This window comes from Limnothrix sp. PR1529, from assembly GCF_002742025.1.
Taxonomy (GTDB): Bacteria; Cyanobacteriota; Cyanobacteriia; order CACIAM-69d; family CACIAM-69d; genus CACIAM-69d.
This window is the reverse complement of sequence record NZ_LIRO01000135.1, coordinates 1-15503: the sequence shown is the minus strand read 5'-3', so window position 1 is coordinate 15503 and position 15503 is coordinate 1. Positions and strand designations below refer to the sequence as shown.

At 54.7% G+C, this 15503-nt stretch carries 13 protein-coding genes and 1 pseudogene; 9 read left to right on the top strand and 5 right to left on the bottom strand.

Annotated features, from left to right (window positions below; translation table 11 throughout):
- Positions 1 to 47 precede the first annotated feature (47 nt).
- Positions 48 to 1808: a SpoIIE family protein phosphatase gene (locus AMR42_RS18610; RefSeq protein ID WP_099535244.1), complete on the top strand. Its 1761-nt coding sequence runs from the start codon at positions 48 to 50 to the stop codon at positions 1806 to 1808.
- 35 nt (positions 1809 to 1843) lie between these two features.
- Here AMR42_RS18610 and AMR42_RS18605 read toward each other — a convergent pair whose 3' ends face one another.
- Positions 1844 to 2989, bottom strand: a complete 1146-nt coding sequence (locus AMR42_RS18605) for a cob(I)yrinic acid a,c-diamide adenosyltransferase (protein ID WP_099535242.1) — start codon at positions 2987 to 2989, stop codon at positions 1844 to 1846.
- A gap of 355 nt (positions 2990 to 3344) precedes the next feature.
- Between AMR42_RS18605 and fraC the strand changes: the two genes are divergently transcribed.
- The 5 genes from fraC to cysW all read left to right on the top strand — a co-directional run bounded on the left by fraC (position 3345) and on the right by cysW (position 7829).
- The gene (gene fraC / locus AMR42_RS18595; RefSeq protein ID WP_099535239.1) at positions 3345 to 3926 is read left to right on the top strand and encodes a filament integrity protein FraC; all 582 of its coding nucleotides are present in this window, start codon (positions 3345 to 3347) and stop codon (positions 3924 to 3926) included.
- A gap of 63 nt (positions 3927 to 3989) precedes the next feature.
- Positions 3990 to 4586 carry a DUF5357 family protein gene (locus tag AMR42_RS18590; protein ID WP_099535237.1) on the top strand — a complete coding sequence of 199 codons (597 nt, stop codon included), beginning with the start codon at positions 3990 to 3992 and terminating at the stop codon, positions 4584 to 4586.
- Positions 4587 to 4922: 336 nt separating this feature from the next.
- Positions 4923 to 5741 carry an ABC transporter permease gene (locus tag AMR42_RS18585; RefSeq protein ID WP_099535235.1) on the top strand — a complete coding sequence of 273 codons (819 nt, stop codon included), beginning with the start codon at positions 4923 to 4925 and terminating at the stop codon, positions 5739 to 5741.
- Positions 5742 to 5956: 215 nt separating this feature from the next.
- Entirely contained in the window at positions 5957 to 6802 is an 846-nt protein-coding gene (gene cysT, locus AMR42_RS18580) for a sulfate ABC transporter permease subunit CysT (RefSeq protein WP_099535233.1), read from the top strand.
- 160 nt (positions 6803 to 6962) lie between these two features.
- Positions 6963 to 7829, top strand: coding sequence for a sulfate ABC transporter permease subunit CysW (gene cysW, locus AMR42_RS18575; protein ID WP_099535231.1), 867 nt, complete (start codon positions 6963 to 6965; stop codon positions 7827 to 7829).
- A gap of 110 nt (positions 7830 to 7939) precedes the next feature.
- Here the strand turns inward: cysW and AMR42_RS18570 are convergent, their stop codons facing one another.
- Both AMR42_RS18570 and AMR42_RS18565 read right to left on the bottom strand, forming a co-directional pair.
- The gene (locus tag AMR42_RS18570; RefSeq protein WP_099535229.1) at positions 7940 to 8095 is read right to left on the bottom strand and encodes a PCP reductase family protein; all 156 of its coding nucleotides are present in this window, start codon (positions 8093 to 8095) and stop codon (positions 7940 to 7942) included.
- 139 nt (positions 8096 to 8234) lie between these two features.
- Entirely contained in the window at positions 8235 to 9446 is a 1212-nt protein-coding gene (locus AMR42_RS18565) for a site-2 protease family protein (RefSeq protein WP_099535227.1), read from the bottom strand.
- 148 nt (positions 9447 to 9594) lie between these two features.
- Between AMR42_RS18565 and AMR42_RS18560 the strand changes: the two are divergent.
- Together AMR42_RS18560 and AMR42_RS18555 are read left to right on the top strand one after the other, a co-directional pair.
- Positions 9595 to 10485: pseudogene (locus AMR42_RS18560) on the top strand (alpha/beta fold hydrolase); the annotation flags it as partial.
- 426 nt (positions 10486 to 10911) lie between these two features.
- Positions 10912 to 12117 carry a 4-hydroxy-3-methylbut-2-enyl diphosphate reductase gene (locus AMR42_RS18555; RefSeq protein ID WP_099535279.1) on the top strand — a complete coding sequence of 402 codons (1206 nt, stop codon included), beginning with the start codon at positions 10912 to 10914 and terminating at the stop codon, positions 12115 to 12117.
- Between the two features lie 397 nt (positions 12118 to 12514).
- On the opposite strand, the gene AMR42_RS18550 is transcribed toward AMR42_RS18555, so the two are convergent.
- A complete protein-coding gene (locus AMR42_RS18550; protein WP_099535225.1) occupies positions 12515 to 12814 on the bottom strand; it encodes a hypothetical protein in 300 nt (99 codons plus the stop codon).
- Positions 12815 to 13493: 679 nt separating this feature from the next.
- On the opposite strand from AMR42_RS18550, the gene sds reads away from it, so the two are divergent.
- Positions 13494 to 14465, top strand: coding sequence for a solanesyl diphosphate synthase (gene sds / locus AMR42_RS18545; protein ID WP_099535223.1), 972 nt, complete (start codon positions 13494 to 13496; stop codon positions 14463 to 14465).
- 188 nt (positions 14466 to 14653) lie between these two features.
- On the opposite strand, the gene AMR42_RS18540 is transcribed toward sds, so the two are convergent.
- The coding region (locus tag AMR42_RS18540; protein WP_234407097.1) for an Npun_R2821/Npun_R2822 family protein at positions 14654 to 15503 on the bottom strand (850 nt) is incomplete at its 5' end.

The window sequence follows — 15503 nt, the reverse complement described above, 5'->3', positions numbered from 1 at the left end:
TCAGAGACCAACGGCGATTGCAACAGCATTCTCTGGAGATCTCGTCTATGCCCACTTCCCTGCGCCGATCGCCCCCACTGCGATTTGGCCAGGCCCAGTCGATCGGGGCCGCGGCCGCGGCGGCCCTGATTGTGCTTGTGGCAACCAGTGTGTTGGTCGGTTCCGAAAACCGCCAATTTCGCAGCCAGGAACGGGCCACGGTACTCAGCAAACTCAGCACGGTTCGCGCCAAGCTCGAAGGCTATATCAACTCCCAATTGCTGCTGGCCGAGTCTCTGGCGGCCTATGTGGCGGCTAATCCCCAAGTGACTCAGGCGGAATTTGCCCGCATGGGTACGGTGCTGCTGGAAAAAAACAACGGCATCCGCAGCGTCAACTTGGCTAAAAACTCCGTCATTAGCCATATCTACCCCTTGCAGGGGAATGAGTTGGCCCTGGGATTGAACTTGGTGGCCAAACCGGAGCAACGGGCCGCCGTGGAACGTGCCATTCAACAAAAGCGCTCCACCATTGCCGGCCCCGTGAAGTTGGTGCAAGGGGGAGTCGCTTTCATTAACCGCACCCCGGCTTTTGTGGTGGATCAACCGGGCTTGAACGCGTCACCGACCTACTGGGGCCTGGCCAGTGTGGTGGTGGACGAAATGGCGATCTATGAAGCGGCGGATTTGCCAAAGGTGAGCCAGCAATTGGCGCTTACCATTCGGGGCAAGGATGGCCTGGGAGAGCGGGGCGATGTGTTTTGGGGCCAGGCTCAGGTTTTTCAACAGGATCCGGTGTTGGTGGGGGTGGCGATTCCCAATGGCACTTGGCAGTTAGCGGCAATTCCCCGATCGGGCTGGCGCGATCGCTCCCCGGTCGCGGGGGTGATTTGGCTGCTGGGTGGTGCGCTGTCGATTGGGGTGGGGGCAGTGGTTTGGAAGCTGATGGGCGAACCGACCCGCCTGCAACGGGCCGTTGACCAAGCCACGGCGGAGTTGCAAACGGCCTTGCAGGATTTGCGCCAGGAAATGGACAACCGCCAGCAGGTGGAGGCGGCCTTGAGCAACAGCCAATTAGCCTTAACCAAAACCCAAGCGGAGTTAGAAATTGCCCATCGCTTACACAAAATGTTGCTGCCGCCCAAGAGTGAACTGGCGGCGATCGAATCGTTAGAAATTGCCAGCTTCACGGCGGCCGCGGCGGAAGTGAGCGGTGATTATTACGATGTGATTTGTCAGGGCGATCACATCAAAATTGGCATCGGTGATGTGACGGGCCATGGCCTAGAAAGCGGCCTCTTGATGCTGATGATTCAAATGGCGGCTCGCACCCTGTTGGCGGCCTGTGAGCATAACTCGGCCCGCTTTTTAAACACGATTAACCGTGCAATTTATGAAAACCTACAGCGCATGAACTTGCACAAACATGCCACCCTGGCGCTGTTGGATTATCAAGGGGGGCGGCTGTGTTTAACGGGGCAGCATGAGGAGGTGATTGTGGTTCGATCGAGCGGCGCGATCGAACGATTTGACACGATGGATTTGGGTTTCCCGATCGGGATTGAGCCAGATATTGCCCATTGGGTGCAGAAAGCGACCCTGGAACTACAAGCGGGTGATGTGGTGGTGCTTTACACGGATGGCATCACGGAAGCCCAGGGCGATCGGCAGACAGCCTATGGATTAGAGCGGCTTTGTTGGGTGGCTTGTCAACAGCGCGATCGCCCAGCAGCGGAAATTATCGAGGCGATTGTTGCGGATTTACGAAGTCATCTCAATCACCAGCAGCCTGAGGATGATATGACCCTGTTGGTGCTGAAACAACGCTAGGATTCCTGTGAATAATCCAAACCTGAAATTCAGTCCTAAAAATCCACGCCGCGCTTCAGATCCATGCCTTTTTCCGCATAGTGCTTGTGGCAAATCATCTCCGAATAAACGCTGGCTAGGTTGAAATAAGCCGGTGGATTCAAACAACGGCCTGTGATGATGATTTCGGTATCTTTGGGTTTGCGTAATAGGTCGCGGGCGATCGCTTCCCCATCCAGCAATTCCAAATCAACGGTGGGGTTTAGCTCATCCAGAACGATCGTTTTATATAACCCCGAGGCGATCGCCGCGCGGGCCAGTTCCCAGCCGCGCTCCGCTTCGATGTAGTCCAGTTCCTGTTGTTGGCCGCGCCAGACGATCGCGTCGCGCCCAAACCGCAGATGATCCACCAGGCTGGGATAGCTCTGTTGCAAGGCGGCGATCGCGGCATCTTCGGTGTAGCCGCTGCCCCCTTTCAGCCATTGGGCAATCAGCACCCGGTGGGAACTGTCCCGGCCAATGCCCCGCCCGATCGCCTGGAGCGCTTTGCCGAGGGCGCTAGTGGATTTGCCCTTGCCCGCGCCCGTGTAAATTTCAATGCCTTCAATGCCTTCCAAGTTCAGGTTGGGATCCAATTCCCGAGGGCGCATTTCCGAGTGCAAATCGGCAATATCCAGCAGGGCCGTGGGGGCGCTGCGGCCTGTGGCAATAATTTCCAACTCCGATGGCTTGTTTTTCAGGGTGCTGATCACTTCATCGAGATCCAGCAACCCCAAGTCCAACACGGGGTTAATTTCATCCAACACGACGACGGAATATAGCCCCGAGGCGATCGCCCCCTTGGCCACATCCCAACCCCGCTGGGCTTCCAGGCGATCGAACTTGGTCACGCCTTCGGGCCCGAAATATTCCGATCGCCCTGTGCGTACCTGGTCAATCAGGTGGGGAAAGCCGCGCTGCAAGGCCGCGATCGCCGCGTCTTCGTCGTAGGGGCGATCGGGCCCCTTCAAAAACCGCAACAGTAAAACTCGGGTTTGCCAGTCGCTGTGGATGCCCAAGCCAATCGATCGCAACACAACGCCCAAGGCCGCTTGCGATTTGCCCTTACCCGCGCCATCGTAGACGTGGATTTGCCCCAATTCCCGATCGTCGCGGGTCTGGGCTGTGCGAATACCAATGCCGTTTCGTGGTGCGGTTCTCATGCCGATGCTACAAACGTTGCTGAAGGTTACTGAAAAACCGGAATCTGAGCCATTGCTCAGGGGCCTGTGTCTGGTGCCGCTCGGGTCGTCAACGGGACAGGGAACAAGGCATAGCCCCAGGCTCCGGCCGCCGCTTTTCCCGCAGCGCCAGCGATGCAAAATGCAGGGCCAATGCAGGGTCATAATCCCAATGCCGCGCCCTCAGGATCTTAGACCGAAGCGCCCAGACCCGATCGCCCCGATCAGCTCGATCGCGACCGAACCCCCCCGATCGCTGAGAAGCCAGCCCGGTAAAATCAGCATTAACCGGCCCCAACTTCCAGCCCGCAAACCCTGACACCCCCCGATCGCCCCTATGCCTCTGATCCTGCCTTTGCCCACCGTTATTTTTCAGATTTTGTTTCTGTTCATCGCGATCGCCAGTGAAGCGGTGATCTTCAACCGACTGGCGGGCATGAACCAGCGCCGCAGCGTGGAATATGCCGCCGCCATGGAACTGTTGGTGCTGTGCGTGGGGTGGGCCTGTTTCTTCACGGCCTATGAGCTGTTCCCGCCCTCAATTCAAAACGATTTGCAGTCGCTGATCTTGCAAGGCGTTTGGTCGAGCGAGCTAAATAACTGGTTATTAATTGTTGTCCCGATCGTCTTTTTCCTGATCTTTGAACTGAAGTCAATCGCTGTCCAATTCCTAGACTTAATCTTGAAATATCCTGCCCCCGGTGCTGATTTGGGCCTTCCGGAAGAGCCGGAAACCGAAACAACCCCCACCCTCACCATCACCATGCGCAAGCAGCTTCAGAGCTTCTTTCAGCGCTACCAGTCCATTCAAAGTGAATTGGCCAAAAAAACGATCTTTTGGGGACATATTGCCAGCACCGGCATTGGCGCTTTGGTGATTGCCATTCAAAGTATTCTCTTTGCCCTTCGTCAGGCTTAGGGTGACTCATCGAGTTCAAAGACAACCGTAAGACGACTGTAAGTTATAGGAAATTGACAGACAATGCTCAAAGAAATCAGCGGTGATTTTTGGAAGATTGTACAACCCAGAAAAGCCTTTTCCTGGCAAACTCTGCTCTGGGTTAGTATTGGCTTTTTAATCTTGTCTGTGATGGCACGGTTGGGGGCGAATAACCTGGAATTACAGCGCACCTTTGCGGGCTTCAGTGCCCTGATGTTGGCCCTGTCTGGGGTGGTTTGGTCGATCGAGCAAAAGCCAATTCAAATTCGGGGCGTTTCCCTTGGCCCCTGGATGGCCGGTGCTCTGTGCTCCCTGTTGCTCTATCGGTTTTTGGCGGATCCCAGCAGCGATCGCACCGATGCCCTGTACTTAGCTTGCTTAACCTTTCCGCTCAGTTCAATTACCATCAAAATTGTCCAAGACTTTCTCAGCAAGCCCACGGATTCTCGCTACAAAGTGCCGATCAAAGAACGCATTCCTTTGGCAATGTGGTTGCTGGGCCATTTCTTGCTGGCCTTTTGGATTCGGTTTGCTTTCATGATTCAATCCTGGATTGATCAACATCCAGCTCTGAATAATAACGATGTCCGAGCCTATGCGGCTAGCATGTTTGTCTGGCCAGTCGATCTGTTTCAATAGGGTTGATCGATCTCATTAGGATCATTAGGATCAACAGAGTGATCGTAACTTCGGCTTCATTGGCTTTGAGTTAATTAGTTTTGGATCAATCATCCTTGAACTAATTAACATCAGATCCAGCGTTAGCCCGTAGGGTGGGCATTGCTCACCTGATAATTGCTCCATGAGACCCACGATATGGCGTGCCAATCGTTTTAGGTAAAGGCTGTAATTGATTTAGGATTGATTAGTGTTGATTGATCTTGAAGGAATCGACACCCGATCAATCAACGTTGAATTCAGCGACTTTGCCCTTTCTCTCTTGTATTCACGTTGCGTTCAGAATTCGTCAGGAACATGGGTCAATTAACAGGTTGGCGAGCATTCTTGGCTGGGTTCAGTGGCCAGCGAATTTGGGCGATCGCCCACAATGCTTTTCTGGAGGCTTGGCGCGCCAAAATCGGCTATTTACTTTTGGTCTATGCCGTAGCCTTGGTGCTGGCGATCGCCCTAGTGCCCTTAATTTCCGCCGGTGATTCCGCTGGCAAAATTGTGCTTGATGGCTGCTTGGCCGCCACCAGTCTGCTGGGGCTGTTGGTGACAATTTTGGTGGGCACAAGGCTGATCGATCGCGAAATCGAACGCCGCACCATTTTGCTCGCGATCGCCAAGCCCCTCAGCCGCACAGAATTCATGCTGGGCAAGCACTTGGGTCTGTCGATGCTGTTGGCGGCCTGGGTCACGGGGGCCACGCTGGTGCAAACGGTGGGCCTGTGGTTGTGGGGACGGGCCAGCTTTGAACTCAGTGCCATGGTGTTGACGGCTCTGTTTGCTTGGCTGGAGCTGGTGCTGATTGCGGCGGTGACCCTGTTGCTGGGATCCTTCACTAGCCCCCTGCTGGCGGTTGTGCTGACCCTGGCGATTTACCTGATGGGCCACATCAGCCGCAACCTGCTGACGATCGGGATTCAGCTTCAAGATCCCTTCATGCAGCGGCTGACGGAAATTCTCTATCTGATCCTGCCGGATTTGGAGCGGTTTAACCTCAAAAACCTCGCCGTGTATGGCCTGATTCCCGAGGGGCATCTGTTGATCGGTGATGCGGTGTATGGGGTTTTATACGCTGTGCTGCTGTTGTGTGGGGCAATTTTCGCCTTTTCGCGACGAGAGTTCTAAGGGCCATTCTTCCGCTCAGGGGGCGATCGCCCATTCAACGCATTCCATGGCGACTTACCCGGAGATCACCCACACATTGCCCGTGTATCACCCGGGCATCACACCCATGACGCTAGACCCCGAGTTTCTGAAGAATCTCCCCTAAATCGATTGGAAATGTGTACTTTCGGGAACCCTTTGGCTTATCCTGAAAACGACTTCGTTGCAAAATCCCTATGACCGCCAACGCAACTTCCCGCCGTCCGCGTCGCAGCTGGGCCTGGCCCCAGAACCTCTCCATTCCCTGGCAGGTCACGATCGGCTACATGTTGCTGCTGTTGCTGTTGCCCTTTGCGGCCATGTTCAGCAAAGCCAGCACCCTCTCGATCGAGAGCTTTTGGGAAACGGCCACCGCCCCGATCGCCCTGGCCACCTATCAGGCCACCTTTTTAACGGCTTTTTTGGCCGCTGCGGTCAATGGTCTGGCGGGGTTCATCGTTGCTTGGGTGCTGGAGCGCTACCAATTTCCCGGGAAGCGGCTGCTGGATGCGGCGATCGACCTGCCCTTCGCCCTGCCCACCGCCGTAGCCGGCCTGACCCTGGCCACGGTTTACAGCGAAACGGGTTGGATTGGCTCCCTGCTGGCTCCCCTGAAAGTCCGCGTTTCCTTCACCATCACGGGGGTTTGGGTAGCTATGCTCTTCATTTCCCTGCCCTTTGTGGTGCGCACTTTGCAGCCCGTGATTCGGGAAATTGAATCGGAACTGGAAGAAGCGGCCTGGAGCTTGGGGGCTTCCCCTTGGCAAACCTTCACCCGAGTGCTGTTGCCGCCCCTGCTGCCCGCCACCATCACGGGGGTGGCCCTGGGATTTGCTCGATCGGTGGGGGAATTCGGCTCAGTGGTGTTGATTGCCAGCAACGTGCCTTTTCAAGATTTGGTCGCTTCCGTCTTGATTTTCCAAAAGCTGGAACAGTACGACATTGAAGGAGCCACCGTCATTGGCACCACCATGCTGCTGATTTCCCTGGTCATGCTGTTGATCATTAACCTGCTGCAAGCTTGGGGTCGCCGCTACGACTAGTTTTTTCCCCAATGGAAGCGACCGCCGCAACCGCTGTTTGCAGTCCTTTCACGATTAATCGTTAAAAGTTAATCGTTAAAAGTGCGTCGCGCCTGCCGCCACCAGCCGCACGCCACCCCTTCGTCAATCCACCTTTGCGAACTTTTCCCCGTCGGTCACTATGGCTTCGACTCCTCTGAATCCCCCCAACGCTCCCCAGTCTTTGCCCCAAAAAAACTTCAAAGTTGATTGGGTGAAACTAACTCTCATCTTGGGAGTTGCCGCCTATTTATTGCTGGTGCTGGTAATTCCCCTGTTGAATGTGATTTACCAAGCGCTCGCGGGCGGTTTTCCGGGGTTTTGGGCTGCGCTGCAAGAGAGCGACTTTCAAAAAGCCGTTCTGCTGACGCTGCTGATTGCGGTGATTGTGGTTCCTTTGAACACGGTTTTTGGGCTTTGCGCGGCTTGGGCTTTGACGCGGCGCAATTTTCCCGGTCGCGCCTTTTTATTAAGCGTGATTGACCTGCCGTTTTCTGTACCGTCGGTGGTGGCGGGGTTGATGTTGGTGCTGCTCTATGGGCGGGAAGGTTGGTTTGGGCCCCTGCTCCAAGAGTGGAATGTAAAAATCATCTTTGCGGTTCCAGGCATGGTCTTGGCTTCGGCCTTCGTAACGATGCCCTTTGTGGTGCGGGAAGTGTTGCCGGTGCTCGAGGACTTGGGCAAAGACCAGGAGGAAGCCGCCCGCACCTTGGGCGCGAATGAGTGGCAAATCTTTTGGCGAGTGACGTTGCCATCCATTCGCTGGAGTGTGATGTATGGGGTGATTTTGACCAATGCTCGCACCATGGGCGAGTTTGGGGCGGTGGCGGTGGTTTCCGGCAGCATTGCGGGCAAAACGCAGACCTTGCCGCTGTATGTGGAGGAAGCCTACAAGCAATATCAAACCCAAGCGTCCTATACGGCGGCGTTGCTGTTGGCTTGCTTGGCGTTGGTGACGTTGGTGCTGAAAACGGTGCTGGAACAGCAAACGCAAACAGGGGATGAGTAGTCGATCGAATCGATCGCCCCGCGCCACCAATAGATCAGTAGATCAGTAGATCAGTCGCCGATCGAGTCGATCGCCCCGAGCCGCCACAGAAGAACAGCCTTAAGCAATCCCTAGCCAAATTTTTTCTTGGCGGCTTCGTAAACTTCAACGGTGATGGTGGTTTCACCGGCTTCTTGGGCGAATTTCTCGATCTTTTTGCGAGCGGCGGGCCGTACAAAAAACGGAATTTCTTTGAGCTTGGCTTCGGCTTCGGGAGTCCAGTTCATAAGTAAGCAAAAGTAAGCAAATCAGGAAGCAAATTAAGACGAGCAAGTGAACAAGATTGCCTGGGATTCACGACTGGCCAAGCGGTCGCCACCCAGAACAGCAGCAACTGAGAGCGGTGGCAACCGGGCCAGCAGGCCCCTAGGCCATCTCTTCAGCCAGGGTGCGGGCGATCGCCCCGAGGTTAAAGCCCGATGGGTAGCAATGTTCGGCTTTGCACCGCTTCAGTTCCGTTTCATTGATCACGATTTTGAGCCGCTGCATGATTTGGCGGGTGAGGTCAGCGCGATCGAGCGTGCCCACCACGGAACCGATCGGACTCAAAACCACCAACCGCTTCACCTGCCGTTCTTCCATCAGCAGGGCCGCTTCGGCCAGGGTGGCGCTATCCGCGATCGAGGCGAGGCGGTCAATGGGTTCAATGGCATCCACCACCCGAATCCAGGGCCAGCGCTCATGGTCAATGGCTTTGAGGCTTTCGGGATCAATCCGGCCCCGATCTCGGCCATCCATGGCCACAAAGTATTCCGGGCGATCGGCCGTCAGCAGATAGTTATCCACAAAATCCCGCAGGCTCAGGTGACCGTCCACGATCCGGAATTCCCGGGACTGGGCATTGGCCACCCGTTCATTCACCAGGGCTTCTTGCACGGTGGTCAGGCGTTCGTAACTGGCGGCATTTCGCAAACAGAACCAGCCAATTAACCCAATCCACCAACCCTGGAGACCACCGGGCACAAACAGGATCAGGCAGGCCGCCAAGCTGATGCCCAACCAGCCGATCGCCTGGCCCGCTTTGGCGGCCCAACGCACGCCCGTAAACCGGCTGCCGGTGGCTTTCCAAACCAGTGCCTTCAGCACCTGGCCGCCATCAAGGGGCAAACCGGGAATCAGGTTAAACACCGCCAACACTAAATTGATCCGCGCCAAATTTAAGCAAAGGATGGTGAGCGGACTGGTGGGAGCCAACCGCCCGATCGCGGACAGCAAAATAAACAGGCTCAAGCTGACGAGGGGCCCCGCGATCGCCACTTGCATTGCGCCGCCGGGGGTTTTGGATTCCCGGTCGATCGCAGCCACACCACCAAACATGAACAGGGTGATCGAATTCACGGCGATGCCTTGCGATCGGGCCGCCAAGCTGTGACCCAACTCATGCACCAGCACGGAGCCAAAGAGCAACAAAGCGGTCAGCAAACCCAACAGCCAAGTTAGCCCCGCGCCCCAATCGGGATAGCGGTTCGCCCACTCAACACTGTTGGCGGCCGAAAACCAAACCAAAATTAAAAACCACGATGGATCGACTAGTAGCGGAATGTTAAAGATCGACCCCACGCGCCAACCGCTTTGCATGGTAACCGCCTCAATCGATCGAACTCTTTCTTCCAGGGTAACGCGCTTCTTTGGATCGACTGAATCGACGCAAGGAAATTGATAATTATCAGCTTTACAATCTCGTTAGGCTCCCTTTTCCAATCCCTTTCCCCCTACCGTGACTGCGATCGCCCCTGAACTCACCCAATTTTCCGCCACCGATGCTTGTCCTTATGTTTGGACTTGGCAAGGCCATCGCATTTGCTATCAGCATTCGGGTGATGCTGGCCCCGCTGTGGTTTTAATCCATGGGTTTGGCGCTTCCTGGCGGCATTGGCGTAAAAATATTCCCTTTTTGGCGCAACATTGCCGAGTATTTGCCCTTGATCTAATTGGTTTTGGGGGGTCAGCCAAGCCCACGCCCGATCGGGAAATTCGCTACACCTTCGAGACTTGGGGGCAGTTGGTGGCGGACTTTTGCCGCGAGGTGGTTGGGGAAGCGGCGTTTTTGGTGGGCAACTCGATCGGCTGCGTGGTGGCCATGCAGGCGGCCGTTGACCACCCCGAGCTGGCGCGGGCGGTGGTGTTGTTGAACTGTTCCTTGCGCCTGTTGCACGATCGCCGCCGGGCCGAGCTGCCCTGGTTCAAGCGAGTTGGCTCCGGCTATTTGCAAAAAATCTTGGGTTGGCCTTGGTTGGGCCGAACTTTTTTCCAACAAATTGCCCAGCCGGCCACCGTGCGCAAAATTCTTTGCCAAGCCTACCGAGACACCAGCGCGGTGACGGATGAGCTGGTGGAGATCCTGATGGAACCGGCACGTGATCCGGGGGCGGCCGATGTGTTCTTGGCCTTCACGCGCTATTCCCAAGGGCCGTTGCCAGAGGACTTGCTCCCGAAGCTGCCTTGTCCGGCCATGATTCTGTGGGGCGCGGCGGATCCTTGGGAGCCGATCGAGCGTGGGTTGGCCTTCGAACAATACCCAGCCGTTGAGCGGTTTGTGAATTTGGAAGGGGTCGGCCACTGCCCCCAAGACGAGGCTCCCAAGCAGGTGAACTATTTGCTGCGGGATTGGATTCTTTGGAAAGCGGCAGCCAAGCAGCAGCATTCACCCTTGTCGATCGGGGATTGGGTGGAAATTGCAGTGGTGCGGCCCGACGGAGACTCAATTTGGAACGGCCTGCGCGGCCAGGTGGCACAGGTGGGCGATCGGGCGGTGACGGTGCGAGTGGAACAGGGCCAAGGCATCCGGCACTTCTATCGAGAAGATGTGAGGGTGATCGAACCGCCAACGGATTTGGAGTGGGAAAAAGATGGGGAATAGGTTGCGCAGGAAGTCCATCACTGCCGCCGGATCCGGCCCATCACTGCCCGATCGCCCCTGATACAATGGGGCCGAGCCGTTTAAACAAAACTCGATTTAAATCCCGAGAGCGATCGCATGGAAACGCCCGTCACCGACCTGGCCCCCGAGACCCAAGACAGCGCCGCCCAAACCGCCGCCCCTCTGGATACCAAAGCATTTCGGCGATCGCTGAACCATTCCGATAATTACTTTCGGCGCGGGTTTGGTCACGGAGAAGCGGTGGCTGAAACTATGGCCACCTCTTACCAAAGCGGTTTAATTCAAGAACTGCGGGCCAATGGCAATGTGTTGACCCGGGGCGATGTGACCATTCGCTTGGCCCAGGCATTCGGGTTTTGTTGGGGGGTGGAACGGGCGGTGGCCATGGCCTATGAAGCCCGCAAACAATTCCCCAAGGAGCGCATTTGGATCACCAATGAAATCATCCACAATCCATCGGTAAATGACCATTTGCGACAGATGGGCGTGTTGTTCATTGAAGTGAACCATGGCCAAAAAGACTTCTCGGTGGTGGAGCGAGGAGACGTGGTGATTCTGCCGGCGTTTGGGGCCAGTGTGCAGGAAATGCAACTGTTGAACGATCGCGGTTGCATCATCGTAGACACCACTTGTCCTTGGGTGGCGAAGGTGTGGAACAGCGTTGAAAAACACAAAAAAAGTGATTACACCTCGATCGTTCATGGGAAATACAACCATGAGGAAACGATCGCCACAAGTTCCTTTGCCAATAAATATTTGGTTGTGCTGAATATGGAGCAGGCGGAATACGTCAGCAACTATATTCTGCACGGCGGAGATAAGACAGAGTTTCTCGCCAAGTTTGCCAAGGCCTGTTCTCAAGGGTTCGATCCCGATCAGGATCTCGATCGGGTGGGTGTGGCGAATCAAACCACCATGCTCAAGAGCGAAACCGAGGCGATCGGGAAACTATTTGAGCGCACCATGATGCAACGGTTTGGCCCCGACAAACTGAACGAGCACTTCATGAGTTTCAACACCATTTGTGATGCCACCCAAGAACGGCAAGATGCCATGTTTGAGTTGGTGGATGCGCCGATGGATTTGATGATTGTGATTGGTGGGTTTAACTCTTCCAACACCACCCATTTGCAGGAAATTGCCATCGAACGCCATATTCCTTCCTATCACATTGACAGTGCCGATCGAATTGTGGATGAGCGGGCGATCGAGCACAAACCCCTCCACGGTGACATCGAACGCGCCGAAAACTGGTTACCCGCCGGGCCGATCACCGTGGGCATCACTTCCGGTGCATCCACGCCGGATAAGGCCGTTGAGGAAACGATCGAGCGGATTTTTGCCTGCAAAGAACGCCTCGCTCAATAGGTTAGCTAGAATTTCTATTCTGAGAGGCGGTCTAGAACGTTAACGCTTGATGGGCGATCTAATGGGCGATCTTAATGGGCGATCGTGATAGGCAACTTTGTTAACCCACGAAAGCCCCATCAAAAGCCTCATCAAAAGCCTCATCAAAAGCCCCGCCAAAAACGCTATAAAAATGGGGCACTGGCTCTTAACCAGTACCCCGTTTCTGTTGTGGCAAAAGCTTACAGCAACTTGGATTGACTAGGGACTTGAGATCTTTATATTTGAACCCAAGAGTTGAATCCAATCTTGGTTGAACTCAATCATTTCATCAGAGAAATGCTGCTAGAGAGAACCTGTTGGATATTGTGTCCTTTGCCTTCTTGGTTTGACCTTTATTCAACTTTTGCTCCTGGAGCTAAAAGCGTCTGGTGGCCAGGTCGCGACCATCCGATAACCCCAACGATTCCACCCGATCGCCTCTGGATTCCGTAACTCGTTCAGCGACTTCTTGGTAGCGGTTTTTATAGCGTTGCTGTGCGATCGACAGCAGCAAATAAACCACCGCCAAATAGACTACCGATGCCCCCAAAATAGTCCAAGACGTTTGCTGCGGAAACACCAAATGCGCCACGTTATTAATCGGTAATGAATACCGATTTGCGATCACCAATCCTTGGTAGAGGGCCAATCCCACCAACAGTCCCAGCGCGTTCATAGCAGTAACTGTACATGAATATAGTTTTTGTGAGCTGAAAATATGGTCGCGCTGAAGCCAGCACTGAAATATGGTTCAAAACGCGATCGACATCCCCCGGTCGCCGTTTCAAAACAATGACAGCACTCACCATGGCGCACACCAAGGCCGAACCCTGACTCAAGGCAATTGAGAATCGGAGTCCAACCTAGTGCTTAACCCCTATCTGGGTCTGGGCCTCACTGAATAGAACCATCCCATCGGGAACCGGAACACCCTTAAGGATGCTGATTCGCGATCGCTACCGGATTGGTTCGGGTCAGCAGACCTGATAGCGGCTTGGATCTGGTCGTCTTTGTGTGAGAGTGCTCACGCAATTCACATTTCGGAGTCCAGTCCTATTCAATTCGGCAAAGCTTGCAGCGGGCAGCTTTCCCATGAAGTTTTTAGAAACCCCTGACCTATAGAATAACACCTGATTTCTCAGGGTTGACAGTGAATTTTTGGTGGTTTTTACAAATCTTTAGAAATCCCCAAAAGCCCGTATTGATGGGCATTCGTGCAACAGCGATCCCCGATCAATCACCGTAACCTTGACAAATCCCGATCCCACTCATCTACACGGATTGGTCTGGGGTTAGCTTAAAATAATCACAGAATGCGTAAAATTTCGTAACCTGATGCTGCACCGGGCCAATCCATGACCTCGACGATTTCCCTGCTTTCTCCGGTTGAAGCCGATCTTGATGCCATGACGATGAACCTGCGCAAGCTGGTTGGCGCAAAGCATCCGATCCTCTATGCAGCGGCAGAGCACTTGTTCAGTGCAGGCGGCAAGCGTTTGCGACCGGCGATTGTGTTGTTGGTGGCCCGGGCCACGATGGGGTCAGCGGAAATTACGGCCCGACATCGACGGTTGGCAGAAATTACGGAAATGATCCACACGGCCAGCTTGGTTCATGACGATGTGGTGGATGAAGCCGGAACGCGGCGGGGTGTGCCCACCGTACACAGTCGTTTCAACAACCGGGTGGCGGTGCTGGCGGGCGATTTCCTCTTTGCCCAGTCCTCTTGGTACTTGGCGAATTTGGATAATCTGGAAGTGGTGAAGCTGCTTTCGGAAGTGATTATGAATTTGGCGGAGGGCGAAATTGACCAAGGCCTCAATCGCTTTGACACCAGCCTGACCCTGGAAGCCTATCTACAAAAGAGCTACTACAAAACCGCATCGCTGGTGGCCAACAGTTCCAAGGCGGCGGCGATTCTGAGCGATGTGGAGCGATCGGTGGCTGAGCGGCTCTATAGCTACGGTCGCCATGTGGGTTTGGCGTTCCAGGTGGTGGATGACATTCTCGATTTCACCAGTTCCGATGAAGTGCTCGGGAAACCGGCGGGGTCAGATTTGCGCAGCGGCAATCTGACGGCTCCGGTTTTGTATGCGCTGGAGGAGTTCCCCCAACTGGAGGGGCCGATCGAGCGGGAGTTTTCAGAGGAGGGCGATATTGAAACGGCCCTGGAATTGGTGCGATCGAGCCAGGGTATTGAGCGGTCTCGTGCTTTGGCGAAACATCACGTGGAGCAGGCGATCGAGGATGTGATGGTGTTGGCTCCGTCGGCGGCGCGGGAGGCCTTGGTGGGGTTGGCACATTACGCGATCGAACGGATTTACTAAGGTTGGCTGGGTTTCAAGGGGGGGCGATCGGGTGATGGTCGCCAACGGGTGATCATCCCAGAGCAATCACGATCCAGAGCAATCACGATCTCAAACCAACAGCCACTCCAGACAAGGGGCTTAAGCCCCTTGCCCCTCAGGATTTTGAGATGTAAGAACCGGGGGTTTGCGAATCCGAGTGATCGGCCCTAGCGTTTGGGATGGGGCTTCAGGATGCGTTTGGCCTTGGTCAGGGCCCGTTGCCAGATCGATCGCGGGGGTGGCGGGGCCAACGGGGAAACGGTCGGTTTTGGTTCGTGTAAATATCGATATTGCTCCCACAGTTCCCAGTAGGGACAACCGGGCTGGAGTCGAATGCCGGCCCAATGCAGATAGGGAACGGGCTTGTTGACTTTCGGATCAATCAAGCGATCGCCCTGCCAAACAAAATGTTTGCTACCGGCCCAGCTTCCGGGCCCCTTTGCGGGCCGCTGTGTCCAATTCCAACGCCGAGGAAACCGACGTAAAACCATGTAGTTAATGATCGGTTGGTCGGATGTTTTCTTAGAAAAATCAAAATATTCTGGGTGGGCGGCACATTCAGCAAAGGTGTCGTACAAATCCTGTTCGGTAATTAATCCCTTGCGAGATCCCCACAAACCGCCGTTAAAAGTTCCCCGCAAATCTTCTTCTGTAAAAATGCCTTGCTCGAGAACGGTGGATGTGAAAACGTCCTTCAGACCTCCAGCATGTTGATAGTCATAGCAAACAAAGTCTGCTTCAGAGAGAGCATCAAGGCATTGAATAATCGGCTCGAAAACAATCAGGTCTGTGTCAATGTAGAGAAATTCATCAAAGGGGCCAAACCAGCAAGCTTGTTTACGAAACTGATTAGGACGAGCGAAAAATTCCTGACCAAAGATGCTTTGAAGCTGAACAGAAAGACGCTGAATAAACTCTAGATCTTCAAATAATAAAACACCGAAGCGATCGCTCAGAATTTTGGCAACCTTTTGGTAGTGATCATCATAGGGAATGAGCATAACGGGTGTTTCGGAA